26 protein-coding genes, 1 tRNA gene, 1 pseudogene and 2 riboswitches are annotated in these 24299 nt (G+C 69.5%); of the genes and pseudogenes, 20 read left to right on the top strand and 8 right to left on the bottom strand.

Annotation, left to right across the window (positions count from 1 at the left end; translation table 11 throughout):
• Positions 1-68 precede the first annotated feature (68 nt).
• Entirely contained in the window at positions 69-1397 is a 1329-nt protein-coding gene (locus OG413_RS16670) for a nicotinate phosphoribosyltransferase (RefSeq protein WP_266806380.1), read from the bottom strand.
• A gap of 89 nt (positions 1398-1486) precedes the next feature.
• Here OG413_RS16670 and clpS point away from each other — a divergent pair, with 89 nt between their 5' ends.
• From clpS to OG413_RS16715, 10 genes are all read left to right on the top strand, one after another.
• Positions 1487-1795 carry an ATP-dependent Clp protease adapter ClpS gene (gene clpS / locus OG413_RS16675; RefSeq protein ID WP_266806382.1) on the top strand — a complete coding sequence of 103 codons (309 nt, stop codon included), beginning with the start codon at positions 1487-1489 and terminating at the stop codon, positions 1793-1795.
• A 70-nt stretch (positions 1796-1865) separates the two neighbouring features.
• The gene (locus OG413_RS16680) at positions 1866-2450 is read left to right on the top strand and encodes a DUF2017 domain-containing protein (protein ID WP_266806384.1); all 585 of its coding nucleotides are present in this window, start codon (positions 1866-1868) and stop codon (positions 2448-2450) included.
• Positions 2451-2815: 365 nt separating this feature from the next.
• Positions 2816-4246: an amino acid permease gene (locus OG413_RS16685; protein ID WP_266806386.1), complete on the top strand. Its 1431-nt coding sequence runs from the start codon at positions 2816-2818 to the stop codon at positions 4244-4246.
• Between the two features lie 95 nt (positions 4247-4341).
• Positions 4342-4764, top strand: coding sequence for a M67 family metallopeptidase (locus OG413_RS16690; protein ID WP_266806388.1), 423 nt, complete (start codon positions 4342-4344; stop codon positions 4762-4764).
• A gap of 162 nt (positions 4765-4926) precedes the next feature.
• Positions 4927-5011, top strand: a riboswitch (cobalamin riboswitch).
• A gap of 58 nt (positions 5012-5069) precedes the next feature.
• Entirely contained in the window at positions 5070-6098 is a 1029-nt protein-coding gene (locus OG413_RS16695) for an ABC transporter substrate-binding protein (RefSeq protein WP_266806390.1), read from the top strand.
• Positions 6095-7138 (top strand): iron ABC transporter permease, encoded by a 1044-nt coding sequence (locus tag OG413_RS16700; protein WP_266806392.1) that lies wholly within the window; start codon positions 6095-6097, stop codon positions 7136-7138. The genes OG413_RS16695 and OG413_RS16700 overlap by 4 nt, the downstream gene beginning before the upstream one ends.
• On the top strand, positions 7135-7947 hold the full coding sequence (locus tag OG413_RS16705; protein WP_266806393.1) for an ABC transporter ATP-binding protein: 813 nt from the start codon (positions 7135-7137) through the stop codon (positions 7945-7947). Before OG413_RS16700 ends, OG413_RS16705 begins: the two co-directional genes overlap by 4 nt.
• A 44-nt stretch (positions 7948-7991) precedes the next feature.
• Positions 7992-8093, top strand: coding sequence for a putative leader peptide (locus tag OG413_RS46935; RefSeq protein ID WP_323137869.1), 102 nt, complete (start codon positions 7992-7994; stop codon positions 8091-8093).
• A gap of 125 nt (positions 8094-8218) precedes the next feature.
• Positions 8219-8497, top strand: a complete 279-nt coding sequence (locus OG413_RS16710; RefSeq protein WP_266806394.1) for a MoaD/ThiS family protein — start codon at positions 8219-8221, stop codon at positions 8495-8497.
• Complete coding sequence (locus OG413_RS16715) at positions 8497-9447, top strand: PLP-dependent cysteine synthase family protein (RefSeq protein ID WP_266806396.1); 951 nt, start codon at positions 8497-8499, stop codon at positions 9445-9447. Before OG413_RS16710 ends, OG413_RS16715 begins: the two co-directional genes overlap by 1 nt.
• Positions 9448-9631: 184 nt before the next feature.
• On the opposite strand, the gene OG413_RS16720 is transcribed toward OG413_RS16715, so the two are convergent.
• Positions 9632-10156: a type II toxin-antitoxin system PemK/MazF family toxin gene (locus OG413_RS16720; protein ID WP_266806398.1), complete on the bottom strand. Its 525-nt coding sequence runs from the start codon at positions 10154-10156 to the stop codon at positions 9632-9634.
• Between the two features lie 200 nt (positions 10157-10356).
• Between OG413_RS16720 and OG413_RS16725 the strand changes: the two genes are divergently transcribed.
• Both OG413_RS16725 and OG413_RS16730 read left to right on the top strand, forming a co-directional pair.
• On the top strand, positions 10357-11109 hold the full coding sequence (locus tag OG413_RS16725; protein ID WP_266806399.1) for an MBL fold metallo-hydrolase: 753 nt from the start codon (positions 10357-10359) through the stop codon (positions 11107-11109).
• Between the two features lie 43 nt (positions 11110-11152).
• Positions 11153-11493: pseudogene (locus OG413_RS16730) on the top strand (GNAT family N-acetyltransferase).
• 150 nt (positions 11494-11643) lie between these two features.
• Here OG413_RS16730 and OG413_RS16735 read toward each other — a convergent pair.
• Positions 11644-12909: a PTS transporter subunit EIIC gene (locus OG413_RS16735; protein WP_266806401.1), complete on the bottom strand. Its 1266-nt coding sequence runs from the start codon at positions 12907-12909 to the stop codon at positions 11644-11646.
• Between the two features lie 264 nt (positions 12910-13173).
• A complete protein-coding gene (locus OG413_RS16740; protein ID WP_266806402.1) occupies positions 13174-14433 on the bottom strand; it encodes a PTS transporter subunit EIIC in 1260 nt (419 codons plus the stop codon).
• Between the two features lie 183 nt (positions 14434-14616).
• On the opposite strand from OG413_RS16740, the gene OG413_RS16745 reads away from it, so the two are divergent.
• The 4 genes from OG413_RS16745 (at position 14617) to rdgB (ending at position 17075) form a co-directional block, all read left to right on the top strand.
• A complete protein-coding gene (locus OG413_RS16745; RefSeq protein ID WP_266806404.1) occupies positions 14617-14889 on the top strand; it encodes a PTS glucose/sucrose transporter subunit IIB in 273 nt (90 codons plus the stop codon).
• A 276-nt stretch (positions 14890-15165) separates the two neighbouring features.
• Positions 15166-15903, top strand: a complete 738-nt coding sequence (gene rph / locus OG413_RS16750) for a ribonuclease PH (protein ID WP_266806405.1) — start codon at positions 15166-15168, stop codon at positions 15901-15903.
• Positions 15904-16031: 128 nt separating this feature from the next.
• On the top strand, positions 16032-16421 hold the full coding sequence (locus tag OG413_RS16755) for a hypothetical protein (RefSeq protein ID WP_266806407.1): 390 nt from the start codon (positions 16032-16034) through the stop codon (positions 16419-16421).
• 51 nt (positions 16422-16472) lie between these two features.
• Positions 16473-17075: an RdgB/HAM1 family non-canonical purine NTP pyrophosphatase gene (gene rdgB / locus OG413_RS16760; protein WP_266806408.1), complete on the top strand. Its 603-nt coding sequence runs from the start codon at positions 16473-16475 to the stop codon at positions 17073-17075.
• Positions 17076-17135: 60 nt separating this feature from the next.
• On the opposite strand, the gene OG413_RS16765 is transcribed toward rdgB, so the two are convergent.
• From OG413_RS16765 to bcp, 3 genes are all read right to left on the bottom strand, one after another.
• Positions 17136-17219 (bottom strand) — tRNA-Leu (locus tag OG413_RS16765).
• Between the two features lie 34 nt (positions 17220-17253).
• The gene (gene proP, locus OG413_RS16770) at positions 17254-18750 is read right to left on the bottom strand and encodes a glycine betaine/L-proline transporter ProP (RefSeq protein WP_266806410.1); all 1497 of its coding nucleotides are present in this window, start codon (positions 18748-18750) and stop codon (positions 17254-17256) included.
• A 214-nt stretch (positions 18751-18964) separates the two neighbouring features.
• Entirely contained in the window at positions 18965-19432 is a 468-nt protein-coding gene (gene bcp, locus OG413_RS16775; protein WP_266806412.1) for a thioredoxin-dependent thiol peroxidase, read from the bottom strand.
• 128 nt (positions 19433-19560) lie between these two features.
• Between bcp and OG413_RS16780 the strand changes: the two genes are divergently transcribed.
• The 3 genes from OG413_RS16780 (at position 19561) to OG413_RS16790 (ending at position 20798) form a co-directional block, all read left to right on the top strand.
• Positions 19561-19881 carry a DUF3618 domain-containing protein gene (locus OG413_RS16780; RefSeq protein ID WP_266806414.1) on the top strand — a complete coding sequence of 107 codons (321 nt, stop codon included), beginning with the start codon at positions 19561-19563 and terminating at the stop codon, positions 19879-19881.
• Positions 19882-19935: 54 nt separating this feature from the next.
• Positions 19936-20277: a co-chaperone GroES gene (locus tag OG413_RS16785; RefSeq protein WP_266806416.1), complete on the top strand. Its 342-nt coding sequence runs from the start codon at positions 19936-19938 to the stop codon at positions 20275-20277.
• A gap of 95 nt (positions 20278-20372) precedes the next feature.
• A riboswitch (guanidine-III (ykkC-III) riboswitch) is annotated at positions 20373-20441 on the top strand.
• A 36-nt stretch (positions 20442-20477) separates the two neighbouring features.
• Entirely contained in the window at positions 20478-20798 is a 321-nt protein-coding gene (locus tag OG413_RS16790; protein WP_266806418.1) for a multidrug efflux SMR transporter, read from the top strand.
• Between the two features lie 72 nt (positions 20799-20870).
• On the opposite strand, the gene OG413_RS16795 is transcribed toward OG413_RS16790, so the two are convergent.
• Positions 20871-23261 (bottom strand): transglycosylase domain-containing protein, encoded by a 2391-nt coding sequence (locus OG413_RS16795; RefSeq protein WP_266806420.1) that lies wholly within the window; start codon positions 23259-23261, stop codon positions 20871-20873.
• A gap of 188 nt (positions 23262-23449) precedes the next feature.
• Here OG413_RS16795 and OG413_RS16800 point away from each other — a divergent pair, with 188 nt between their 5' ends.
• Positions 23450-24250 carry an ABC-2 family transporter protein gene (locus OG413_RS16800; RefSeq protein ID WP_266806422.1) on the top strand — a complete coding sequence of 267 codons (801 nt, stop codon included), beginning with the start codon at positions 23450-23452 and terminating at the stop codon, positions 24248-24250.
• Positions 24251-24299: the final 49 nt, after the last annotated feature.

Below are 24299 nucleotides of genomic sequence, written 5' to 3' on the forward strand. Positions count from 1 at the left end.
TGTCACGCCGGACGCTCCGGCCGCATCTCGCCACTGCCCCGCCCCCGTTCCCCCACACGTATTCGGCCTCACACGTATTCGGTCGGAAGCACCGGCTCGCCACGTGACAGCTGGATCGCCGACATCGGCAGCCCCTTGAGCGCCGTGACGTGCCGCTCCCGGGCCGCCTCCAGCGGTTCGCGGGCGACGACCTCGCCGCCCCGCACCAGCTCCACCAGCAGCTGCCGTGCGGCCAGCTCCTCGGGCACGGGGCCGGTGCCGACCACCTCCGCCTCGGCCACGCCGTGCTCGTCGAGCCGGCGCGCGGCCCACTTGCGTCCGCCCACCGACGACTTCGCGCCGAGCGACTTCTTCGCGACCGGCCGCATCGTCTCCGCGGGATCGGCGGACCGGGCGCGGGCGACCAGCTTGTAGACCATGGAACAGGTCGGCTGCCCGCTCCCGGTGACCAGCTGCGTGCCCACCCCGTAGGCGTCGACCGGCGCTGCGGCCAGCGAGGCGATGGCGTACTCGTCCAGGTCCGAGGTCACCACGATCTTCGTCCCGGTGGCGCCCAGCTCGTCCAGCTGCTGCCGTACCCGGTGCGCGACCAGCAGCAGGTCCCCGGAGTCGATCCGTACCGCACCGAGCTCGGGCCCGGCGACCTCGACCGCCGTACGGACCGCCTCGGCCACGTCGTACGTGTCGACCAGCAGCGTCGTGCTCCGGCCCAGCGAGTCCACCTGCGCCCGGAACGCGTCGCGCTCGCTGTCGTGGAGCAGGGTGAAGGCGTGCGCGCTCGTCCCCACGGTCGGGATGCCGTAGCGGAAGCCCGCGGCCAGGTCCGAGGTGGTGTCGAAGCCGCCCACGTACGCGGCGCGCGCCGAGGCGACGGCCGACAGCTCGTGCGTTCGGCGGGCCCCCATCTCGATCAGCCCGCGGCCACCCGCGGCGGCCGACATCCGGGAGGCGGCGGCGGCGATCGCCGAGTCGTGGTTGAGGATCGACAGGATCACCGTCTCCAGCAGCACGCACTCGGCGAAGGAGCCCTCCACCCGCAGGATCGGCGAGCCGGGGAAGTACACCTCGCCCTCGGGGTAGCCCCAGATGTCGCCGCTGAAGCGGTAACCGGCCAGCCATTCGAGTGTGGGCTCGTCGACGATCTTCTGCTGGCGCAGGAAGGCGATCATCTCGTCGTCGAAGTGGAAGTTCTCCACCGCGTCGAGCACCCGGCCGGTGCCCGCGACGACGCCGTAGCGCCGACCCTCCGGCAGCCGCCGCGTGAAGGCCTCGAAAACGGAGCGCCGGTCCGCGGTGCCGGCCTTCAGGGCGGCCTGCACCATGGTCAGCTCGTACTGGTCGGTGAAGAGTGCGGTCGACGGCACACCGACCCGTCGCCCAAGGTCCGCTGAGTTCATGGCTGGGATGCTACCCCCTATTTCGTCAAAGTGACGAGATGTGGGGTCCGTTTGTGCGCCGACCCCCTCCGGGTGGCAGCATGGGGTAGGTGAGCGTTGCTGCCCCCGTAGAGATCGAACGTCCAGAGTCGGCCGAGGAGACCTTCGCGGTCCCCGAGCCGGACGTCCCCTGGGTGACGCTGGTGCACAACGACCCGGTGAACCTCATGAGCTATGTGGCCTATGTCTTCCAGGCGTACTTCGGCTATCCGAAGGACAAGGCCCACAAGCTCATGCTCGACGTGCACCAGAAGGGCCGCGCCGTCGTCTCCAGCGGAAGCCGCGAGGAGATGGAGCGCGATGTCCAGGCCATGCACGGCTACGGCCTCTGGGCCACCCTGACCCAGGACCGCAACTAGGCCCCGCGCCACGCGTCCACCACCGCTTCCGTACCGCCCCTGCCCCGCCCGACCCACCATCGGAGAATCCATGGCCGGCCACTTCGAGGCCACCCCCGGCGGCGGCGCGGCCGTCGCGCTCGACGAGGTCGAGATCTCCATCCTGCGCTCCCTCGCCGTCCAGCTGCTGGAACTGATCGGTCCGGGCAACGAGCCCGCCGAGGGTGAGGACCCGCTCGCCGCCCTCTTCGCCGAGGGTCCGAGCGAACCGCCCGCCGACCCCGCCCTGGCCCGGCTCTTCCCCGAGGCGTACGGGGACGAGGACAAGGAGCTGCGCGAGGCGTCCGCCGAATTCCGCCGCTTCACCGAGAACGACCTGCGCACCCGCAAGCGCGAGGACGCCCTCGCCGTCGTACGGACCCTGGACGCGCTGACGCCCTCCGGGAACGGCGGTGCCGTCCTCGCGCTCACCGCCGAGGAGTGCCGCAACTGGCTCGGCGCCCTCAACGACCTGCGGCTCACCATCGGCACCCGTCTGGAGGTGTCCGACGAGGACGAGGGCCAGGAGGGCTCGCTCTACCGCCTCCCCGACAGCGACCCGCGCAAGCCGATGGTGATGGCCTACCTCTGGCTGGGCGCGCTCCAGGAGACGCTCGTCGAGACGCTGATGTCCTGACGGGCGTCCCGTAATCCATGGCTGGCCACCCTTGGCCGGATATGGCGGGCCATCCTTCGGCCGGATGCGGGGCTTCGCTCAGCGGACGCTCAAATCCGGATAACGATCCCGTCACCTGAACGGCCTTTTTTGCAGCGGCTGGAAACTCTTGTCCGCTTTTTCCTGTGGTGTGCGCCACAGAATGTCCGGTGGATCGCCCGGGGGCCCGTGATAAATCTTCACGACCACCCGGGGACGCCACCCCTGTTCCCGGGGGCGCTACAAGTCGGCCGAACGCCGGCGGCACTCCATCCATATCCGGGGGGATCAGGACCTGATCCGCAGCCTGCGAAGGCGCGGATCGGCGTGGAGAAAGGCGCATCACCATGACATCGGCTGAGGTCGACAAGGGGCACGCCGGCCAGGAGGCCGAAGCTGCCGGAAACAGCGGCGAGGGATACCAGCGCGCTCTGGGCGCCCGCCAGATCCAGATGATCGCCATCGGCGGCGCCATCGGGACCGGGCTCTTCCTCGGTGCGGGCAAGGCCATCGACCGGGCCGGTCCCAGCCTCATCCTGGCCTATGCGATCGCGGGCCTGGTCATCTTCTTCATCATGCGGGCCCTCGGCGAACTCCTCATGTACCGCCCGGTGTCCGGCTCCTTCTCGGAGTACGCCCGTGAATTCCTCGGGCCGTTCTTCGGATTCGTCACCGGCTGGACGTACTGGCTCTTCTGGGTCGTCACCGGAATCACCGAGGTCACCGCCGCCGCCACCTATATGACGTACTGGTGGAACATTCCGCAGTGGCTGTCCGCACTGGTCTTCACGATTATTCTGTACGGCGCCAACCTGATCTCCGTGAAGCTCTTCGGTGAGCTGGAGTTCTGGTTCTCGATGGTCAAGGTCACCGCGATCATCGGCATGATTCTCATCTGCGCCGGAGTCCTCACGATCGGCTTCTCCGACGCCGCCGACACCGCGACCGTCGCCAATCTGTGGAACGACGGTGGCTTCTTCCCCCAGGGCATCACCGGCACGCTGATGACCCTCCAGATCGTGATGTTCGCCTTCCTGGCCGTCGAACTCGTCGGCGTGACCGCGGGCGAGTCCAAGGACCCCAAGACCGTCCTGCCCAAGGCGATCAACACCGTGCCGTGGCGCATCGCCGTCTTCTACGTCGGCGCGCTGATCATGATCCTTTCGGTGGTGCCGTGGAGCACGTTCAAGCCCGGCGTCTCGCCGTTCGTGAAGGCGTTCGAGGAGATGGGCCTCGGCGTCGGGGCGGCGATCGTCAACTTCGTCGTCCTGACCGCGGCGCTCTCCTCCTGCAACTCCGGCATGTACTCCACCGGCCGCATGCTGCGTGACCTCGCCCTCAACGGGCAGGGCCCGCGGGCCTTCACCAAGCTCACGAGGAACGGCCTGCCGTTCATCGGCACCACCTTCTCGGCCGCGCTGATGCTCGTCGGCGTGTGGATCAACTACCAGTGGCCGGGGCAGGCGTTCAACTACGTCGTCTCCTTCGCGACCATCTCCGGCATGTGGGCCTGGATCATGATCCTGTTCAGCCAGCTCCGCTTCCGCTTCCTGGCCGACCGGGGCGTGCTCCCGCAGTCCACGTTCAAGGCCCCCGGATCCCCGTACACCAGCGTGTTCGCGCTCGCCTTCATCGGCATGGTCATCGTGATGATGGCCATCGACAAGGAAGCCCGGGTCTCGCTGTACTGCGCACCGGTCTGGGCCCTGATCCTCGGCGTCTCCTACCTGATGCTCAAGGCCCGCGACCCGGAGAACACGGCCTTCGCCAAGAAGTGACCTGCCCGGCCGCCCCAACGGCCGGAACGTCCAGCATGCGGGCCCGTCCGTACCACTCCTCGGTACGGACGGGCCCGCTGCTTATCCTGGACGCCATGCTGACCATCACCCAGGCCCTGTTCGACCAGATCGTCGCCCACTCCCGCGCCGACCACCCCGACGAGGCGTGCGGAGTCGTCGCGGGACCGGCCGGAACGGGGCGCGCCGAACGGTTCATCCCCATGCTCAACGCCGCCCGCTCGCCCACGTTCTACGAGTTCGACTCGGCCGACCTCCTCAAGCTCTACCGCGAGATGGACGACCGCGACGAGGAGCCCGTGATCGTCTACCACTCGCACACGGCGACCGAGGCGTACCCCTCCCGCACCGACGTCACGTACGCCAACGAACCCGGCGCCCACTACGTCCTCGTCTCCACCGCGGACACCGACGAGGCGGGCCCGTTCCAGTTCCGCTCGTACCGCATCGTGGACGGCGAGATCACGGAGGAGGACGTCAAGGTCATCGCGACCTACTGACGCCCGCGAGCTGCTGACGCCGGCGGCCTATCGGCACATGCGATCTGCCGGTGCCCGCGAGCTGTCGGCGCCCGCGAGCCGCTGAGACCACTGAGGGTCGCCTTACCGGCGCCGCGGCCGGGTCTGGCACACTGCACCCAGACCCAACGAGGCGGCAGGACCCAGGAAGCCGGTGCGAGTCCGGCACGGTCCCGCCACTGTGACCGAACCCCGTCCACGAGGACCGGGGCTCGGCAGTCAGGAACTGGCCTGCCGCCTTCTCGCACCGACCAGGGGACGCGGAAATCCCCCGGAGAGGCCCCGCCATGTTCCGGCGCACCCCCGCGCTCATAGCCGCCGCCGTGCTGCTCCCGCTCGCCCTCACCGCCTGTTCCGCCACGGACGCCGACAACGGCTCCAAGGACCCGGCCGACGGAGCCGCGTCGTCCGCGGGCTTCCCGTACACCGTCACCAACTGCGGTGTCACCACGACGTACAAGGCACCGCCGAAGCGCGCCGTCACCATGAACCAGCACGTCACCGAAGTGATGCTGGAACTGGGCCTCGCCAAGTCCCTGGTCGGCACCGCCTACCTCGACGACAAGGTCCTGCCGAAGTACGAGAACCAGTACAGGGCCGTCCCCGTACTCGCCAAGGAGTACCCCTCGTACGAGCAGCTCCTCGCCGCCACCCCCGACTTCGTCTACGGCGGATACGCCACCGCGTTCGCCGCGGGCGACGGCCGCAGCCGCGAGGCGCTCAAGAAGTCCGGCATCGACACCCGGCTCAACACCGAGTACTGCTCCAAGGGCGACACCGCGATGGACGCCCTCTACGAGGAGGTCCGCGAGGTCGGCCACACCTTCGGCGTCACCCGCCGCGCCGAAACCTGGATCGACGAGGCCAAGGCCACCAACGCCGCCACGGCGAAGAAGCTCAAGTCCGTCCAGCCGGTCTCCGTCTTCGTCTACGACAGCGGCGACAAGACGGCCTTCACCGCGGGCGGCAAGGGCATCGGCAACGAGCTGATCACCCGGGCCGGCGGCCGCAACGTCTTCGCCGACCTCGACAAGGCATTCGGCGACGCCTCCTGGGAGAACGTCGTCGCCCGCAATCCCGACGTCATCGTCATCTACGACTACGGCGCCACCACCGTCGCCCAGAAGAAGAAGCGCCTCCTGGAGGACCCGGCACTCGCCGACGTCCCCGCGATCAAGAACAAGCGGTTCGCCGTCCTCCCGCTCTCCGACGCGGTCCTCGGTGTCCGCGCCCCCGCGGCGGTCGGCAAGCTCGCCGCACAGCTGCACCCGGAGATACCCGAGGGCACGCCCGGCGAGGCGACCACCGCGCCGTGAGCTGCCGCACTCCAGCCGCCCCGCGGCGGCTGCTGCGCTACACCCTGGTCACCGGCGTCCTCGCCGTCGTCCTCGGCGCAGCCGTACTCGCCGCGCTCGCCCTCGGCTCCGTCCGCATCCCGCCCGGCCAGGTACTGGACATCCTGACCGGGCGGGCCGGACCGGGCCCGTTCCGCACGATCGTCCTCGACGTCCGGCTGCCCCGGGTCCTGCTCGGCATCGTCGTCGGCGCCGGACTCGCCGTGATCGGCACCGTCCTCCAGGCGCTCGTACGCAACCCGCTCGCCGACCCGTTCCTCCTCGGCGTCTCCTCCGGCGCCTCCACCGGAGCGGTCCTCGTGATCGTCCTCGGCGTCGGCGCGGGCATCGCCACCACCGTCACCATCCCCGCCGCCGCCTTCGTGGGCGCACTCGCCTCACTGCTGCTCGTCTACACCCTGGCCCGCGGCGGATCCGGCCTCACCACCAACCGGCTCGTCCTCGCCGGAGTCGCCGTCTCCTACATCCTGTCCGCCCTCACCAGCCTCATCCTGGTCACCTCGGCCCGCGCCGACCACCTCCAGGAAGTCCTCTACTGGACCCTCGGCGGCCTCGGCGCCGCCCGCTGGGACATGCTCGCGCTCCCGTCGGCCGTCCTCGTCGCCGGTACGGCCCTGCTCCTCACCCTCGCCCGCCCGCTCGACCTGCTGCTCGTCGGCGAGGAGGGCGCCACCGTCCTCGGCCTCGACACCGCACGCTTCCGGGCCGGCGTCTTCGTCCTCGCCTCGCTGCTCACCGGCGCCCTCGTCGCGTACAGCGGAGCGATCGGCTTCGTCGGCCTGATGGTCCCGCACATGGCCCGGATGGCCGTCGGCGCCGGACACCGCGCCCTGCTCCCGGTGGCCGCGCTCGGCGGCGCGCTCTTCCTGGTCCTGGCCGACCTGGCGGCGCGCACGATCGCCGCACCCCAGGACATCCCGGTCGGCGTCCTCACCGCCCTGACCGGCGGCCCGTTCTTCCTCTGGATGCTCCGCCGCCGCCCCGAAGGAGCACCCGCATGACCACCCTGCGCACCGAGGGCCTCTCGTACGGGACCGGCGCCGGCCGCCACCTCGTCGACGCCGTCGACCTGACCGCCGCCGACGGTGAGACGGTCGGCCTCGTCGGCCCGAACGGCAGCGGCAAGACGACCCTCCTGCGCTGCGTGTACGGAACCCTCCGCCCCACCCACGGCCGGGTGCTGCTCGACGGCGACGACCTCGCCACCCTCCCCGTCAAGGCCCGCGCCCGCCGCATCGCCACCGTCCCGCAGGACGGCCAGGCCGGCTTCGAACTGACCGTCTCCCAGGTCGTGGCCATGGGCCGGGCCCCGCACAAACGCTTCTGGGAAGCGGACACCGCCGCCGACGCCGAGCTGGTCACCCGGGCCCTCGACCGGGTGGGGATCGCCGGCCTCGCGCCCCGTGCCTTCGTCTCCCTCTCCGGCGGCGAACGCCAGCGCGCACTGGTCGCCCGGACCCTCGTCCAGGAGCCGTCGCTCATCGTCCTGGACGAGCCCACCAACCACCTGGACATCCGCTACCAGCTGGAGATCCTCTCCCTGGTCCGCGAACTCGGCACGACGAACCTCCTCGCCCTGCACGACCTGAACCTCGCCGCGTATTACTGCGACCGGCTCTACGTGCTCCAGGCCGGCCGGGTCGTCGCCTCGGGCACCCCGGCCGAGGTCCTCACGCCCGAGCTGCTGGCCGACGTCTACGGAGTGACGGCCGAGGTCACGACCCACCCCACGACGGGCGCCCCGACGGTCGTCTACCTCCCCGGCGGCCCCGGCGTTCCGCATGGTGAACGCTTGTCTTCCACCATGTGAGATCACACTCGGGATTCCCGGCCGGGAATCGATACGATGACCGCATGGTTCCCCATGACGTGAGCATCAAGACGCCGGGCACGCTGCTCGTCGCGCGGCTGCACGTCGACCTGTGCAGGCTTGCCAGCGCGATCTGTCCGGGCTGAAGCCTGCCCGTGAGCCGCACGGCCTGAGCCGCGGTCCGAGCGCCCACCCACACGCCCCACCCCCTGCGCGGGGGCAGAAACGCGCGCCCCACGCCACCTCTCCGCATTCGACAGGAGCCCACGCCATGGCCATCGAGGTCCGCATCCCCACCATCCTTCGCACCTACACCGACGGCGCCAAGGCGGTCGAGGGCAGCGGGGAGACCCTCGCAGACCTCTTCGTCGACCTGGAGAGCCGCCACAACGGCATCCGTGAGCGCATCGTCGACGGCGGCGAGCTCCGCCGCTTCGTGAACGTCTACCTCAACGACGAGGACGTCCGCTTCCTCGACGGCATCGGCACCAAGCTCAGCGACGGCGACAACGTCACCATCCTCCCGGCCGTCGCCGGTGGCATGCGCTGATGCGGTACGACTCCCCGCTGGCGGCCGTGGGCAACACACCACTGGTGCGTCTGCCCCGGCTGTCGCCGTCCGACGACGTCCGCATCTGGGCCAAGCTGGAGGACCGCAACCCCACCGGCTCGATCAAGGACCGCCCCGCGCTCCACATGGTCGAACAGGCGGAGAAGGACGGCCGCCTGACACCCGGTTGCACGATCCTCGAACCGACCAGCGGCAACACCGGCATCTCGCTCGCCATGGCGGCCAAGCTCAAGGGCTACCGCATCGTGTGCGTCATGCCGGAGAACACCTCGCAGGAGCGGCGCGACCTGCTGGCCATGTGGGGCGCCGAGATCGTCTCCTCCCCGGCCGCGGGCGGCTCCAACACCGCCGTCCGCGTCGCCAAGGAACTGTCGGCCGAGCACCCCGACTGGGTCATGCTCTACCAGTACGGCAACCCGGACAACGCGGGCGCCCACTACGCCACCACCGGCCCGGAGATCCTCACCGACCTCCCGTCCATCACCCACTTCGTCGCGGGCCTCGGCACCACCGGCACCCTCATGGGCGTCGGCCGCTACCTGCGCGAACACAAGCCGGACATCACGATCGTCGCCGCCGAGCCGCGGTACGACGATGTCGTCTACGGCCTCCGCAACCTGGACGAGGGCTTCGTCCCCGAGCTGTACGACGCCTCGGTGCTGACCACCCGCTTCTCGGTCGGCTCGGCCGACGCGGTCACCCGCACCCGGGAACTCCTCCAGCAGGAGGGCATCTTCGCGGGCGTCTCCACCGGCGCCGCCCTCCACGCGGCGATCGGCGTCGGCCTCAAGGCGGTCAAGGCCGGCCGGAGCGCGGACATCGTGTTCGTCGTCGCGGACGGCGGCTGGAAGTACCTGTCCACGGGCGTCTACACGGCCCCCACCACAGAAGCCGCCATCGAAACCCTGCACGGCCAACTCTGGGCCTGAGGTTTTCAGCCCGTCGGGCCATCTCAAGCCCGTCGGGCAACCATCTCAAGCCCGTCCGGCAACCATCTCAAGCCCGTCCGGCGATTGAGGACAAAAAGGGGGGCCCGGGGGCTCCGCCCCCGGTTTCGGGAAGGGGCGGGTAGGGGACAGGCCCGCCGCAGGCGCCCCCACCCGCCCACCCCCGTCACCCCAGCCCCCGCACCCGCTCCCACACCCCCGGATCAACCCCACCCACCCGCCGCCGGAACCCCCGCACCGCCACATCCCGCAACTCATCCGTCTCCAGGAAGCTCTGCCGCCCCCGCACATCGCCCACCGTCCCCGGCGGCAGCGCGATCACCCCGGGCCGCTCGACGTGATGCTTGCTGGTGATCTTGGCGACGACGGCCCGGTCACCCCGTACCGACAGCACCAGGCACGGCCGGTCCTTCGCCCCGGGCCCGTCCTCGTACGGCACCTCGGCCCACCAGATCTCGCCCGGCCGCGGCGTACCACCGCCCCCGCGAGCCGGCGTCGAGGGTTTCCCCGGCGGCCGGGTCCGCCCACCGGGCCGCTCCGCCCCACGGCCGACGGCGCGACCGCCCCCGCGACCGGCCCCGCGGTCCCGCCGCCGCGGCCGACGACCCGACCGGCCCCGCCCGTCCACCACCGCGGCGACGAGCGCGAGCAGAACCACGGCGACCAGCGCCACCCACCAGGTCGTGTTCATCCCCCGACCGTACCGGCGCCCGCGCGGCACGCCCGGCCCCGGCCCGCGGCGGCCTTCCATCGAACCGGTGACAGAGCAGGTGAGTTCCCCCACAACGGCAGGCCGCAGAGGAGCGACCAGCTGTTTCGCGCCTTACGCTCAACGAACCGTACGAACCGCACGAACCCTCCCCGTTCCCACGTCTCGGAGGTTCACGTTCCATGAAGCTCACCGTCGTCGGCTGCTCAGGCTCCTTCCCGTCCGCGGGTTCGGCGTGCTCCAGCTACCTCGTAGAGGCCGACGGCTTCCGGCTGCTCCTCGACATGGGCAACGGCGCCCTCGGCGAGCTCCAGCGCCACGTCGGTCTGTACGACCTCGACGCGATCTTCCTCAGTCACCTCCATGCCGATCACTGCATCGACATGTGCGCCTACTTCGTCGTGCGCTACTACCGGCACGACGGCGGCCGCCCCGCCCCGATCCCGGTCTACGGCCCCGACGGCACCGAACAACGCCTGATCACCGCCCATGCGGACACCCCGTCCGACCGGGCGATGAGCGAGGTGTTCGACTTCCACACGCTCAAGTCGGGCACCTTCGAGATCGGCCCCTTCTCGATTCGTACGGAGAAGGTCTGCCACCCCGTCGAGACCTTCGGCATCCGCGTCGAGCACGGCGGCCGCACCCTCACCTACTCCGGTGACACGGGCACCTGCGAGGCCCTGGACGAACTCGCCGAGGGCGCGGACCTGTTCCTCTGCGAGGCGTCGTTCGTCCACGGCAAGGAGGACATCCCGGACCTCCACCTCAATGGCCGCGAGGCCGGAGAGTGCGCCGCACGCGCACGGGCGGGACGCCTCGTCCTCACGCACATCCCGCCGTGGACCGACGCCGCGCGCAACATGGCCGACGCCCGCGCCGTCTACCGGGGCCCCGTGGAGCTGGCCGTACCCGGTGCGGTCTACGAGATCTGAGAGCGGTGGGCGCGCCCGGCCGGGTGACTGCCGGACTGCCGGGATGATCGTCGGAATCGCGCGGGAACAGGACCTCGACGGATTCCTCGGCCTGGCGTCACAGGTAGAACACTGGTTCGGCCCGATGGTCCAGGACGCCGGATTCCGGACCGCGGTGGAGCGGCACATCCGTGCATCGGCGGCCCTCGTCGCCACCGCTACGCCACCACTGACCTGGGCCCCGGCACCGTCGAAGTGGTCACCTTCGGGGCCGATCACCCCGGTGCCGTCGACAGCGGGGCCCGCGCCTTCTACGAGAGCCTCGGGTTCCGCGCCGGTGAGGCCACCGACCCGGGCCCGGAGGGCGGCTCCCGGCAGATCTACCGCCTGACCGTCCCCGCCTGACCGGCTGTCCCAGCCCGACCGTCCCCGACCTGACCGGCCCCGCCCGACGTCCCCGCCCTACCACCTGGGGCGGCGGGCGAACGTGGCGAAGCCCCCGCCCTCCCGAGCAAGGGGAGGGCGGGGGCTTCGACGTCGGCGTACGGCTGAGGTCTACTTCGCCTCGGCCTTGAGGATCTCGGCGAGCTCCTCGTCCGACTCACGGCCCGGAGTCGGCAGGTTGAACTTGGTGATCGCGAAGCGGAAGACCACGTAGTAGACGACCGCGAAGCAGAGCCCGACCAGCACCAGCAGCCAGGGCTTCGTCGCGATGCCGAGGTTCAGGAGGAAGTCGATCAAGCCTGCCGAGAACCCGAAGCCGTCCTTCATGCCCAGGCCCCAGGTCAGGGCCATCGAGACACCGGTCAGCACCGCGTGGATCGCGTACAGCACCGGCGCGATGAACATGAACGTGAACTCGATCGGCTCGGTCACACCCGTCACGAAGGCGGTGAGTGCCAGCGAGAACATCATCCCGCCGACGATCTTGCGGCGCTCCGGACGGGCACAGTGGACGATCGCGAGACAGGCCGCCGGGAGGGCGAACATCATGATCGGGAAGAAGCCGGTCATGAACTGTCCGGCCGTCGGGTCACCGGCCAGGAAGCGGCTGATGTCGCCGCTCTTGCCCTCGTACGAACCGGCCTGGAGCCACGGGTACGAGTTCAGCAGGTGGTGCATGCCGACCGGGATCAGCGCGCGGTTGGCGACACCGAAGATGCCCGCGCCCACCGCGCCCGAACCGACCAGCCACTCACCGAAGTTGTGCAGCCCGGCACCGAGCACCGGCCAGATGTAGCCGAAGACGATGCCGATCAGCAGACCCGCGAAGGAGGAGAGGATCGGGATCAGACGGCGGCCGCTGAAGAAGCCCGCCCAGTCGGGCAGCTTTGTCCGGTGGAACTTCTGGTACAGCAGGGCGACGACTATGCCCATCACCACGCCGCCCAGCACACCGGCGTCGACCGGCTTGTCGGCCATGACGATCTTGTTGTCCACGACGGTCGCGACCTTGGTCAGGTTGCTGTCGGTGAAGGTGGCGAGCACGTTCTTGAAGACCAGATAGCCGGTGACCGCGGCGAGCGCGGTCGAGCCGTCCGACTTCTTGGCGAAGCCGATCGCGATACCGACGGCGAACAGCAGCGCCATGTTGTCGATGATCGCGTTGCCGCCCGCCGCCATGAAGCCGGCGAACTTGACGACGAAGTCCGGGAAGGAGTCCCGCCCGAGCATGTCGGGGTTGCCGAGCCGGACCAGGAGCGCGCCCGCCGGCAGCACCGCGACCGGCAGCATGAGGCTGCGGCCGATGCGCTGCATGACGGCCATCACGCCTGCGCCCTTCTTCTTGGTGACCGCGGGTGCGGTGTCAGCCGTCGACATCAACTTCCTCCATGGGGCACAGTGCCGCCCGGGTCATTGATGAAGGGAGGCGGCGACTCGAAGCAACGCGGCAGATGGCCACGTGGTCTGGACCACTCAGTGGTGTAGACCAGTTTTAGCATGGTGAGGGTTAGATAAGGAACCTGCGATTAACCAATTCTTCGCAGTAGCAGATCAGGCACTTTCGGTGACATGACGAAGGCCCCCGAACCGGATGGTCCGAGGGCCTTGCGTGACCGGGACCGAAGTCCCGTTGTAGGGCTGCTACTTGGTGAGATCTTCCTCGATCTCCTTCTCCAGCTCCTTGGGTTCGCGCCCGGGGGTCTGAAGGTTGAACTTGGTGATCGCGAACCGGAAGATGACGTAGTAGATCACCGCGAAGCACAGTCCGATCGGGATGATCAGCCACGGTTTCGTGTCCAGATGCCAGTTGACCACGTAGTCGATCAAGCCCGCCGAGAAGCTGAATCCCGCATGGACCCCCAGCACCCAGGTGACGCCCATCGAGACACCGGTGAGGACCGCGTGCACGCCGTACAGCAACGGCGCGACGAACATGAAGGAGAACTCCAGAGGCTCGGTGACACCCGTGACGAAAGAGGTCAGCGCCACGGACAGCATCAGGCCCGCCACCTCCTTGCGCCGCTCCGGCCGCGCGGTGTGCGCGATGGCCAGTGCCGCCGCGGGGAGGCCGAACATCATGATCGGGAAGAAGCCGGAGGTGAACTGTCCCGCCGTCGGGTCCCCGGCGAAGAAGCGGGAGATGTCGCCCTGCACCGTCGCGCCGTCCGCGGCGGTGAAGTCGCCCGCCTGGAACCAGAAGAAGGTGTTCAGGAACTGGTGCATGCCGATCGGGATCAGCAGGCGGTTCGCGAAGCCGAAGATGGCCGCGCCCCATGCGCCGAGGTTGATCAGCTGCTTGGAGAATGAAGTCAGCGCATCGCCGACCGGCTGCCACAGCAGGCCGAACAGCACGCCCAGGATCACGCAGAGGAACGCCATCAGGATCGGCACCAGGCGGCGGCCGTTGAAGAAGCCCAGCCAGTCCACCAGCTTGGTGCGGTGGTACCGCTGCCAGACCACGGCGGTGAGCAGACCGATGAGGATGCCGCCGAGTACGCCCGGGTTCTGCGGAGTGCCGTTGGGCAGCACGTCGGTCACCGAGTTGTCGACGGGGAAGGCGCCGAGCACACCCCGGTAGACGAGGAAGCCGACCACGGCGGCCAGTGCCGTCGAGCCGTCCGCCTTCTTCGCGAAGCCGATGGCCACACCGATGCAGAAGAGCAGGGGCAGGCCGGTGGTGCCGTCCAGGATGGAGTTGCCGCCGTTGAGCAGGACCTTGGAGGTCTTGTCCCAGAAGGCGCCGTGCAGATACGAGCTGAACAGGTTGCCGAGGCTGACCAGCAGGCCCGCGGCAGGGAGGACGGCCACCGGCAGCTGGAGGCTCCGCCCTACCTTCTGGAGGCCCTGGACCGGTCCGTTCCACCACTTTCGCTGCGGTACCGCAGCCGCGCTCGCACTCATCGGCATCCTCCCGGAACAAGCCACGTTTGGCGGTCGTTGCAAACTGGTGTAGACCAGTTGCGTCACGGTGCGGGGCCCGCCCGGAGGACAGGGCGCCGGTGATCGTCATCCTTTGGGATAGTTCGGTTACTCGCCCGCGAAGATGGGCCAACCGTGCGTTAACGTGACGAAGCGGACCTATTGGTGGGCGCCGCGAAGCACGCGAAATCCAGGGAGAAGGACATGGCCAGCAAGGCTGAGAAGATCGTCGCCGGGCTCGGCGGTATCGAGAACATCGACGAGATCGAAGGCTGCATCACTCGCCTTCGCACCGAGGTCCACGACCCCAGCAAGGTGGACGAGGCGGCTCTCAAGGCGGCCGGTGCCCACGGCGTCGTGAAGATGGGCACCGCGATCCAGGTCGTCATCGGGACCGACGCGGACCCGATCGCCGCCGACATCGAAGACATGATGTGACCGCTGTGACCCGCTGACCCGACGGCTCACAGCTCACAGTTCATCGGCCCAACGGCTCACAGTTCATCGGGCCCAACGGCCCACAGCACGACCGCGCGACGGCCCCACCCCTGACCACCCGGGTCCGCGGCCCGCAGGCCCCGCTTCCCAGGGAGCGGGGCCTGCGCCGTTCCCGCACAAGGCTCCGTCCCGGCCCGTCACCGCCCGCCCGTCCCCGCCCGCCCCGCTCCTTCCCACCCGAACGGAGCCCCGCCGCCAGCGGATAAAGTCGACGCCATGTCTCGCATCGACGGCCGCACCCCCGAACAGCTCCGCCCCGTCACCATCGAACGCGGCTGGAGCAAGCACGCCGAAGGCTCAGTCCTCATCTCCTTCGGCGACACCAAAGTCTTCTGCACCGCCTCCGTCACCGAAGGCGTCCCGCGCTGGCGCAAGGGCAGCGGCGAAGGCTGGGTCACCGCCGAGTACTCCATGCTGCCCCGCTCCACCAACACCCGCGGCGACCGCGAAGCGGTCCGCGGCAAGATCGGCGGCCGCACCCACGAGATCAGCCGCCTCATCGGCCGCTCGCTGCGCGCGGTCATCGACTACAAGGCCCTCGGCGAGAACACCATCGTCCTGGACTGCGACGTCCTCCAGGCCGACGGCGGCACCCGCACCGCCGCGATCACCGGTGCCTATGTCGCCCTCGCCGACGCCGTCGCCTGGGCCCAGGGCAAGAAGATCGTCAAGAACGGCCGGAAGCCGCTCACCGACACCGTCGCCGCGATCAGCGTCGGCATTGTCGACGGCATCCCGCTCCTCGACCTCTGTTACGAGGAGGACGTCCGCGCCGACACCGACATGAACGTCGTCTGCACCGGCGACGGCCGCTTCGTCGAGGTCCAGGGCACGGCGGAGGCCGCACCGTTCGACCGCAAGGAACTGGGCGCCCTCCTCGACCTCGCCACCGCGGGCTGCGTGGACCTCGCCGCACTCCAGAACGAGGCACTGGCCAGCACCCTCCCCGGGTAGGACCGGCCGGCACCCTCGCCGGGTAAAGAAGCAACCAAGTACGCACCACACAGCGTCGTTACGTATACGGGCGCACGGGTCGAACCGTGCGCCCGTCCACGTATCGACCCCCGGGGAGGGACCGCACCATGGCCTCGCGCCGCCACCACCGCACCGCAATAGCCGTCACCGCCGCCCTGCTGACCCTCACCGCAGCGGTCGGCTGCGGCGCCGTCGACAAGGCCATCGACTGCGTCCGTACCGCCGACGCCATCGCCACCAGCGTGAACAACCTCCAGCAGGCCATCTCCAACGCCTCCGAGGACCCGACGCAGGCGTCCGAGGCGCTGGACGAGATCGACAAGGAACTGAAGAACCTCGGCGACACCACCGACAACGCCGACCTCGGAAAGGCCGTCGACGACCTCCAGGCCGGCGTCGGCAACGTCCGCGCCTCCATCGAGAAGGGCGACGCCACCCCGGACATCGCCCCGGTCACCGACGCCGCCACCGAGATCGGCAAGGTCTGCACTCCGTAGGCGTCCGCGCCCCCGCCGGGGCTCCCGGCCGCGCACGGCGATAATCGGGGCATGACCCGCCTGATCCTCGCCACCCGCAACGCCGGGAAAATCACCGAACTCCACGCGATCCTCGCCGACGCGGGCCTGGCCCACGACCTCGTCGGCGCGGACGCGTACCCCGACATCCCCGACGTCAAGGAAACCGGCGTCACCTTCGCCGAGAACGCCCTCCTGAAGGCCCATGCCCTGGCCAGGGCCACCGGCCACCCGGCCGTCGCCGACGACTCCGGCCTCTGCGTCGACGTCCTCGGCGGCGCCCCCGGCATCTTCTCGGCCCGCTGGTCCGGCACCCACGGCGACGACCGGGCCAACCTGGACCTGCTCCTGGCCCAGCTCGCCGACATCGACGGCGAACACCGTGCCGCCCACTTCGCCTGCGCCGCGGCCCTGGCCCTCCCCGACGGCACGGAACGCGTGGTCGAGGGCCGTCTCCTGGGCACCCTGCGCCACACCCCGTCGGGGACGAACGGCTTCGGCTACGACCCGATCCTCCAGCCCGAGGGCGAGAGGCGTACCTGCGCCGAGCTCACTCCGGCGGAGAAGAACGCCATCAGCCATCGGGGCAAGGCGTTCCGGGCGCTGGTGCCGGTGGTACGGGAGTTGGTGGGCTGAGCCCGCCGACACGGAAACGGCCTGCGCGTCGATCCATCGACGCGCAGGCCGTCCGTTCGGTGCGGCGGAAGGGATTCGAACCCTCAAGCCGTTTCACGGGCCACAGATCCTAAGTCTGCTGTGTCACCTCTGCACCACCGCCGCTGGCCGCCTGCCATCGTACTCGGCGCGGAACCGATCAGAACTTCGGTTCCGGTGTCTGGGCCGCGCAGATTTCCGCGGCCTCCTCGTCCGTCTCCACCGAGGGCGGGGAGCCGGCCAGGGGCTGGTTGGCCGTTTCCTTCATGCAGGCCACGGCGATCACGCCGACCAGGGCGGCCGCCATCGCGTAGTACGCGGGCATCAGGTTCGAGCCGCTCCAGCTGATCAGCGCGGTGATCACCAGGGGGGTGGTGCCGCCGAAGATCGACGCGGAGAGGTTGTAGCCCACCGACAGGGAGCCGTAGCGGACGTTGGTGGGGAAGAGCGCGGGCAGCGCGGCGGACATCGTGCCGAGCATGCAGACCAGGGAAAGGCCCAGCATCAGCATGCCGATCGTGATGGCGGGGATTCCGCCCTGGCGGATCAGCAGGAACGCCGGCAGCGAGAGGAAGAGGAAGCCGAGCATGCCCGCCATCAGCAGCGGCTTGCGGCCGAAGCGGTCGGAGAGCTTGCCGACCTGGCTGATGATCAGCATCAGGAAGACCATGACGGCGAGCAGGATCAGCAGGCCATGGGTCTCGCTGTAGCCGAGCTCGTCGGAGAGGTACGTCGGCATGTAGGACAGCAGCATGTAGTCGGTGATGTTGTACGCGCCGACCAGGCAGATGCAGAGAATCAGCGTCGGCCAGTACTCCCGGAAGATCTTGGCGAGGTCGCCCTTGGCGGTGGACTCGACGCCGTCCGCGGCCTCGCTCGCGTGGGCGGTGCCGCCCTCCAGCTTCTGGAAGGCCGGGGTCTCGTCGAGACGCAGTCGCAGGTAGAGGCCGACCAGGCCGAGGGGGCCCGCGACCAGGAACGGGATGCGCCAGCCCCAGGACTCCATCTGACCGGTGTCCAGGAGCGCGTAGAGCGCGGTCACCAGACCCGCGGCGCCGACGTATCCGGCGAGGGTGCCGAACTCCAGGAAGCTGCCGAAGAAGCCGCGGCGCTTGTCGGGGGCGTACTCGGCGATGAAGGTGGACGCGCCGCCGTACTCACCGCCCGTGGAGAAGCCCTGGAGCATCCGGAAGAAGATCAGCAGGACGGGGGCCCAGACGCCGATCGTGCCGTGGGAGGGGATCAGGCCGATCGCGAAGGTGCCGACCGCCATCAGGATCATGGTGAGGGCGAGAACCTTTTTCCGGCCGACCTTGTCGCCCATGGGCCCGAAGAACATTCCCCCGAGTGGCCGAACGAGGAAGGCCACGGCGAAGGTCGCGAACGAGGAAAGCAGCTGGGTGGTGTCGTTCCCGGACGGGAAGAAGACATGCCCGATGGTGACGGCCAGGTAGGAATAGATGCCGAAGTCGAACCACTCCATGGCGTTCCCGAGCGAGGCCGCCTTCACCGCGCGCTTGACCGCTTGGTCGTCGGTGACGGTGATGTCGGTCCGGCGCAGCTTGGGATTCTGGCGCTTCCGGATGGCCCTGAAGAGCGCGGGGTGACGTTTGACCGCTTCGGGGTCGGCCGCCTGGTGGGGGTCGGAGGCCGCCATGGCCGGGTCCTTTCCTCGGAGGGTGTTCCAGGAAAGGCTTCTGCGCGGGCATGGCGGCTGCAAACCGGTTCAGTGGCCGATTGCGATGTCCCTCACATATTTTCGGCCACGGCGAAGACCCGGAACGGCCCCGGCCGGCCGGTGATCGGGCTGCCGGGGCCGTCGGTGGGCGGGCCGTCGGTGCCGGGCTGCCGGGGCCGTCGGGACGCCCGGTTCAGATACCGAGGTCCTTGATGATCTTGGCGACATGGCCGGTCGCCTTGACGTTGTAGAAGGCGTGTTCCACCTTGCCCTCTTCGTCGACGACGATCGTCGAACGGATGACGCCCGTCACCACTTTGCCGTAGAGCTTCTTCTCGCCGAAGGCGCCGTACGCCTCAAGGGTCTCCTTGGACGGGTCGCCGACCAGCGTGACCTTCAGGTTCTCCTTCTCGCGGAACTTGGCGAGCTTCTCCGGCTTGTCGGGGGAGACGCCGATGACGTCGTATCCGGCAGTGGCCAGGAGGTCCAGGTTGTCGGTGAAGTCGCAGGCCTGCTTGGTGCAGCCGGGCGTGAGGGCGGCCGGGTAGAAGTACACGATGACCTTGCGGCCCTTGTGGTCCGCGAGCGAGATCTCGTTGCCGTCGGCGTCGGGGAGGGTGAAGGCGGGGGCGGTGTCGCCGGGCTGGAGTCGCTCGCTCATGGTTCTCCTCAGGTGGCACGTGGGGTGTATGGGACCGAGCGTAATAGGGGTGCCGCCGGGTATGTGGGCGGTCGAGCTGACAGACTGTCGATGACGGTTTACCGGACGAGGACCACGGAGGCGGCGCAGTGTCGGATGCCAGGAGCCCTGCGCAGATCGAGGCGGACATCATCAGCAGGCGCGAGCAGCTCGCGGTGGTGCTCGATGAGATCGGGGTGCGGGTGCACCCGAAGACGATCGTCGGCGACGCGAAGGCCAAGGTCGCCCAGACGGTGGACCGGACGGCCGGCCGTGCGTTCGTCGCGGTGAACCGTTCGGTGTCGGAAGTGAAGGCCCAGTTCGTGTCGGAGGACGGTGCTCCGCGTCTGGAGCGGGTGATCCCGGCGGCGCTGCTGGTGGTCGGCGTGGTGGGCCTGCTCACCCTGTCGGCGCGGCGGGGGAAGAAGTAACCGGGCGCACCCCGGAGGCGTACGGATCCGGGCGGGGCAGGTAGGTTTCGGGTCGTGAGCGACAACACCCACGACGACAAGCTGCCCATCCGTATGCTGCACGATCGCGTGCTGGTACGGAGCGATACGCCCGAGGGCGAGCGGCGTTCCGGCGGCGGCATCCTGATTCCGGCGACGGCCGCGGTGGGCCGGCGGCTCGCGTGGGCCGTGGTGGTCGCCGTCGGTCAGAACGTGCGGACGGTCGAGCCGCGGGACCGGGTGCTGTACGACCCCGAGGACCGCGCAGAGGTCGAGGTGCGGGGCGTGGCGTACGTGCTGATGCGGGAGCGTGATCTGCACGCGGTGGCCGCGGACCGGTTCGAGGGCTCGGTGGATTCGACAGGGTTGTATCTGTAGCCGCGTCCCGTCGCGCGTTTCGTTCCGTGTTTCGTCCCGCGCTGTGGTGTGAGGTGTGGGTAAGGGCCTGGTGACCGGTGTCACCAGGCCCTTTGCCGGTTCTTTGCTACGGTGGGGGGACCCCGACGAGACGCGCCGTACCGGGCTGGCAAAGACGACGCACCCGTGTTGTTCGCGAGTTATTCGTCGGAGGTGCCGTCATGGCCTGGGTTCTGTTGATTATCGCCGGTCTGCTGGAAGTGGGCTGGGCGATCGGGATGAAGTACACCGACGGGTTCACCCGGCTGTGGCCGAGTGTGTTCACCGGCCTCGGGATCGCGGCGAGCATGGTGCTGCTGTCCCAGGCGGCGAAGACGCTCCCGATCGGTACGGCGTACGGCGTGTGGGTCGGTATCGGTGCGGCCGGAGCCGCGGTGGTCGGCATGCTGGTCCTGAACGAACCGGCGACCGCCGCACGGATCTTCTTCGTGTGTCTGCTGCTGATCGCCGTGGTGGGACTGAAGGCGACCTCCGGACACTGATCCGGTCACCGGGTCATTGGTCGCGCGACTGGGTCACCGGTCGCGCGACTCGGTTACCGGACACTGATCCGGTCACTGGTCACGTGGGCGGGGGCCGCGGGCGCCTTCGGTGAAGCCGCCGTCGCCGCCCCCGTCGCCGCCTGTGCCGGCGCCCCCGTCCGTCCCGCCGCCATTGCCTCCAATGCCGCCGCCGGTGTCCGTGCCGCCGTCCGTTCCCCCTGTGGTGCCGCCGTCGGTGCCGCCCGTGTCCGTACCGCCGTTGGTCTGCCCGCCGGTGTCCGTCGCGCCTTCGGTCGGGCCGGGGGTGGTGGGGGCCGGGCTGGAGGGGCTGGACGGGGGCGGACTGGAGGGGGTGTCGCTCGGCTCCGCCGGTGCGCTGGATTCGGGTGCGCCTGTGGTGGGCGGTGCGGATTCGTCGGCGCCGTCCGCCAGTTCGAGATCGAAGTTCTGTACGTCGGAGGAGCGCAGGGCGGCGGCCGTGTAGGCGGCCCAGGTCTGGGCGGGAACGCCGCCCCCGTTGACGCGGGGCAGCCCGAGCGCTCCGTAGAGCGGTTTCTGTACGCCGGTGTCGGGGTCCTGGCCCATGACCGCGATGACGGTCGCGAGGTCGGGGGTGTACCCGGCGAACCAGGCGGCCTTGTCCTCCTCGGCGGTGCCGGTCTTGCCCGCGGCGGGGCGGCCCGCGGCCTGGGCGGCGGTGCCGGTGCCGCCGTCGACGACGCTGCGCAGGATCGAGGTGGTGGTGTCGGCGGCCTGGCGGATGACGGTCTGCTTGGTGTTCCGGCCGGGGAGGGTGACGTCCGCGCCGTCCTTGCTGACCTTCTCGACGAGGGTGTACGCGCCGTGTCGCCCGTGGTTGGCGAGGGTGGCGTACGCCTCGGTCATGTCGAGGACGCTGGCGGTCGCGGGGCCGAGCGCGATCGAGGGTGACGCGGTGAGGTCGGGGGTGTTCCCGGGGATGCCGAGGGCGATGGCGGTGTCCTTGACCTTGCCGGGGCCGACGTCCTGGGCCATCTGCGCGTAGACGGCGTTGATGGATTTGTCGGTGGCGGTGCGGACGGTGACGGGGCCGTAGCTGACGTCGTCCTCGTTGGCCGGGGCGTATCCGGTGGAGCCGCCGGGGCCCTGGACGGTGCGCTTGTTGGTGCCGTCGTAGATCGTGTTGGGGGTGATGCGCCGGCCGTCCCGCGTGGTGGAGTCGTTGGCGACGGCGGAGGTGAAGACGAACGGCTTGAAGGTGGAGCCGACCTGGTAGTCGCGTCGGGTGGCGTTGTTGACGTACTGCTTCGTGTAGTCGATGCCGCCGTACATGGCGACGACCTCGCCGGTGCCGGGCGTGATGGAGGCGCCGCCGACGCGCACGTTGCGGTCGGCCTCCCGATCGCCGCTGGTCCTGGACATCACCTGGGTGTCGACGGCCTTGACGAGGGCGTTCTGCTTCTTCTTCTCCAGCGTGGTGGTGATCCGGTAGCCGCCGGTGGCGAGGGTCGTCTCGTCGATGATCCCGTTGCCGGTGAGGTAGTCCTCGACGGCCTGGACCAGATAGCCGCGCTGCCCGGAGAGCCCGGTGGCGGGCTTGGCCTTGCCGGGTACGGGGAACTTCGTCGCGGCGCGTTCGGCGGCGCCGAGCCACTGCTCCTTCACCATGCCGTCCAGGACGTAGTTCCAGCGGCCGAGGGCGGCGGCCTTGTTCTCGGGGTGGACGACGACGTCGTACGCGCTGGGCGCGTTCAGCAGCGAGGCGAGGTAGGCGCCCTCGCCGGTGGTGAGGTCCTCGACGTTCTTGCTGTAGTACGCCTGCGCGGCGGCCTGGATGCCGTAGGCGTTGCGGCCGAAGTAGCTGGTGTTGAGGTAGCCCTCGAAGATCTGGTCCTTGCTCTCCTCGCGATTGAGCTTGACCGCGATGAAGAACTCCTTGGCCTTGCGGACGACGGTCTGTTCCTGGCCGAGGTAGTAGTTCTTGACGTACTGCTGGGTGATGGTCGAGCCGCCCTGTTTGCCCTTGCCGGTCAGGGTGTTCCAGGCGGCGCGGACCATGGCCTTCACGTCCACGGCGCGCTCGGAGTAGAAGTCGCGGTCCTCGGCGGCGAGCACGGCGTGCTGGACGGTGAGGGGGACCTGGGAGAGCTGGACCTTCTCCCGGTTGACCTCGCCGTCACGCGCGATGACGCTGCCGTCCTGGTAGAGGTAGACGTTGGACTGCGCGTTGGCGTTGGCGTTGGCGGCCGGGATGTCGACGAGCTGGTACCCGGCGATGAAGCCGCCGACGAGCAGCAGGGCGATGCCGAGTACGGTGCCGAGGATCATGCGCCACGTAGGGATGAGGCGGCGCAGTCCGGTTCGCTTGGGGCGCTTCTTGCGCCCCTTCTTCCCCTTCGCGCCCGGCGCACCACTTCCGTCGTCGGGGGTGGCCGCGGCGTCCGTGTGGTCCCGCGGGGCCCAGTTCTGTGGGTCGTCGCTCATGTCGGTGGAGACTCCTCGGCCGCGGTCAGTTCTCCCATAGTGCCCGTTTCGCCAGGAAATCTTCGGATCATCCTTCAATGGCGGTCCCGGATAACCGCTCGCGGTGGGCGACCGGCGTGCACTAGGGTCGTGCGCTTTGGTGTCGGGGCCAGGCCGGGTCCCTGCCGGGGCGGGGGGAAGAGGGCGACGTGCGGCTCTACGCAGTGGTGGCGGCCGGTGGGTTCCGGCGCCATGCCACGTACCGGATGGCGACGGCGGCGGGCGTGTTCACCAACACCGTCTTCGGCTTCATCATGGCGTACACCTATACGGCGCTGTGGGACGAGCGCCCGCAGCTCGGCGGCTACGACACCTCGCAGGCGTTGACCTATGTGTGGCTGGGTCAGGCGTTGCTGATGACCTGCGCCATGATGGGCGGCGGCTTCGAGGACGAGCTGATGGAGCGCATCCGTACCGGCGACATCGCCGTGGATCTGTACCGGCCCGCCGACCTTCAGCTGTGGTGGCTGGCGGGGGATCTGGGCCGGGCGGCGTTCCACCTGCTGGGGCGCGGCATCGTCCCGATGGCGCTCGGCGCGTTCGCCTTCGATCTGGCGCTGCCCGGCTCGGCGTGGACCTGGCTGGCGTTCCTCGTCTCGGTGGCGCTCGGTGTGGTGGTCAGTTTCGCGGTGCGTTACGTGGTCGCGCTGTCGGCGTTCTGGCTGATGGACGGGGCGGGCGCGATGCAGATCACCTGGCTGGCGGGGCTGTTCTTCTCCGGGATGCTGCTGCCGCTGAATCTGTTCCCCGGGGCACTGGGCGAGGTGGCGCGGGCACTGCCGTGGTCGTCGCTGCTCCAGGTGCCGGCCGATGTGTTCCTCGGGAAGCACACGGGGTGGGGGCTGGTGCGGGCGTACGCCTTCCAGGCGGGCTGGGCGGTGGCGCTGCTGCTGGCGGGGCGGCTCCTGCAGGGCGTGGCGACCAGAAGAGTGGTGGTTCAGGGTGGTTGAGACGACGGTGGCCGCGGATGCCGGGGGAGAGCCGGACAGGGGACTGGCC

This window comes from Streptomyces sp. NBC_01433 (assembly GCF_026340105.1).
Classification (GTDB): domain Bacteria; phylum Actinomycetota; class Actinomycetes; order Streptomycetales; family Streptomycetaceae; genus Streptomyces.

Coding starts and splice junctions, on each gene's coding strand:
- OG413_RS16670 (WP_266806380.1), bottom strand. CDS start 1,397: ATGAACTCAGCGGACCTTGGGCGACGGGTCGGTGTGCCGTCGACCGCA.
- OG413_RS16680 (WP_266806384.1), top strand. CDS start 1,866: ATGGCCGGCCACTTCGAGGCCACCCCCGGCGGCGGCGCGGCCGTCGCG.
- OG413_RS16685 (WP_266806386.1), top strand. CDS start 2,816: ATGACATCGGCTGAGGTCGACAAGGGGCACGCCGGCCAGGAGGCCGAA.
- OG413_RS16690 (WP_266806388.1), top strand. CDS start 4,342: ATGCTGACCATCACCCAGGCCCTGTTCGACCAGATCGTCGCCCACTCC.
- OG413_RS16695 (WP_266806390.1), top strand. CDS start 5,070: ATGTTCCGGCGCACCCCCGCGCTCATAGCCGCCGCCGTGCTGCTCCCG.
- OG413_RS16705 (WP_266806393.1), top strand. CDS start 7,135: ATGACCACCCTGCGCACCGAGGGCCTCTCGTACGGGACCGGCGCCGGC.
- OG413_RS46935 (WP_323137869.1), top strand. CDS start 7,992: ATGGTTCCCCATGACGTGAGCATCAAGACGCCGGGCACGCTGCTCGTC.
- OG413_RS16710 (WP_266806394.1), top strand. CDS start 8,219: ATGGCCATCGAGGTCCGCATCCCCACCATCCTTCGCACCTACACCGAC.
- OG413_RS16715 (WP_266806396.1), top strand. CDS start 8,497: ATGCGGTACGACTCCCCGCTGGCGGCCGTGGGCAACACACCACTGGTG.
- OG413_RS16720 (WP_266806398.1), bottom strand. CDS start 10,156: ATGAACACGACCTGGTGGGTGGCGCTGGTCGCCGTGGTTCTGCTCGCG.
- OG413_RS16725 (WP_266806399.1), top strand. CDS start 10,357: ATGAAGCTCACCGTCGTCGGCTGCTCAGGCTCCTTCCCGTCCGCGGGT.
- OG413_RS16735 (WP_266806401.1), bottom strand. CDS start 12,909: ATGTCGACGGCTGACACCGCACCCGCGGTCACCAAGAAGAAGGGCGCA.
- OG413_RS16740 (WP_266806402.1), bottom strand. CDS start 14,433: ATGAGTGCGAGCGCGGCTGCGGTACCGCAGCGAAAGTGGTGGAACGGA.
- rph (WP_266806405.1), top strand. CDS start 15,166: ATGTCTCGCATCGACGGCCGCACCCCCGAACAGCTCCGCCCCGTCACC.
- OG413_RS16755 (WP_266806407.1), top strand. CDS start 16,032: ATGGCCTCGCGCCGCCACCACCGCACCGCAATAGCCGTCACCGCCGCC.
- rdgB (WP_266806408.1), top strand. CDS start 16,473: ATGACCCGCCTGATCCTCGCCACCCGCAACGCCGGGAAAATCACCGAA.
- proP (WP_266806410.1), bottom strand. CDS start 18,750: ATGGCGGCCTCCGACCCCCACCAGGCGGCCGACCCCGAAGCGGTCAAA.
- bcp (WP_266806412.1), bottom strand. CDS start 19,432: ATGAGCGAGCGACTCCAGCCCGGCGACACCGCCCCCGCCTTCACCCTC.
- OG413_RS16790 (WP_266806418.1), top strand. CDS start 20,478: ATGGCCTGGGTTCTGTTGATTATCGCCGGTCTGCTGGAAGTGGGCTGG.
- OG413_RS16795 (WP_266806420.1), bottom strand. CDS start 23,261: ATGAGCGACGACCCACAGAACTGGGCCCCGCGGGACCACACGGACGCC.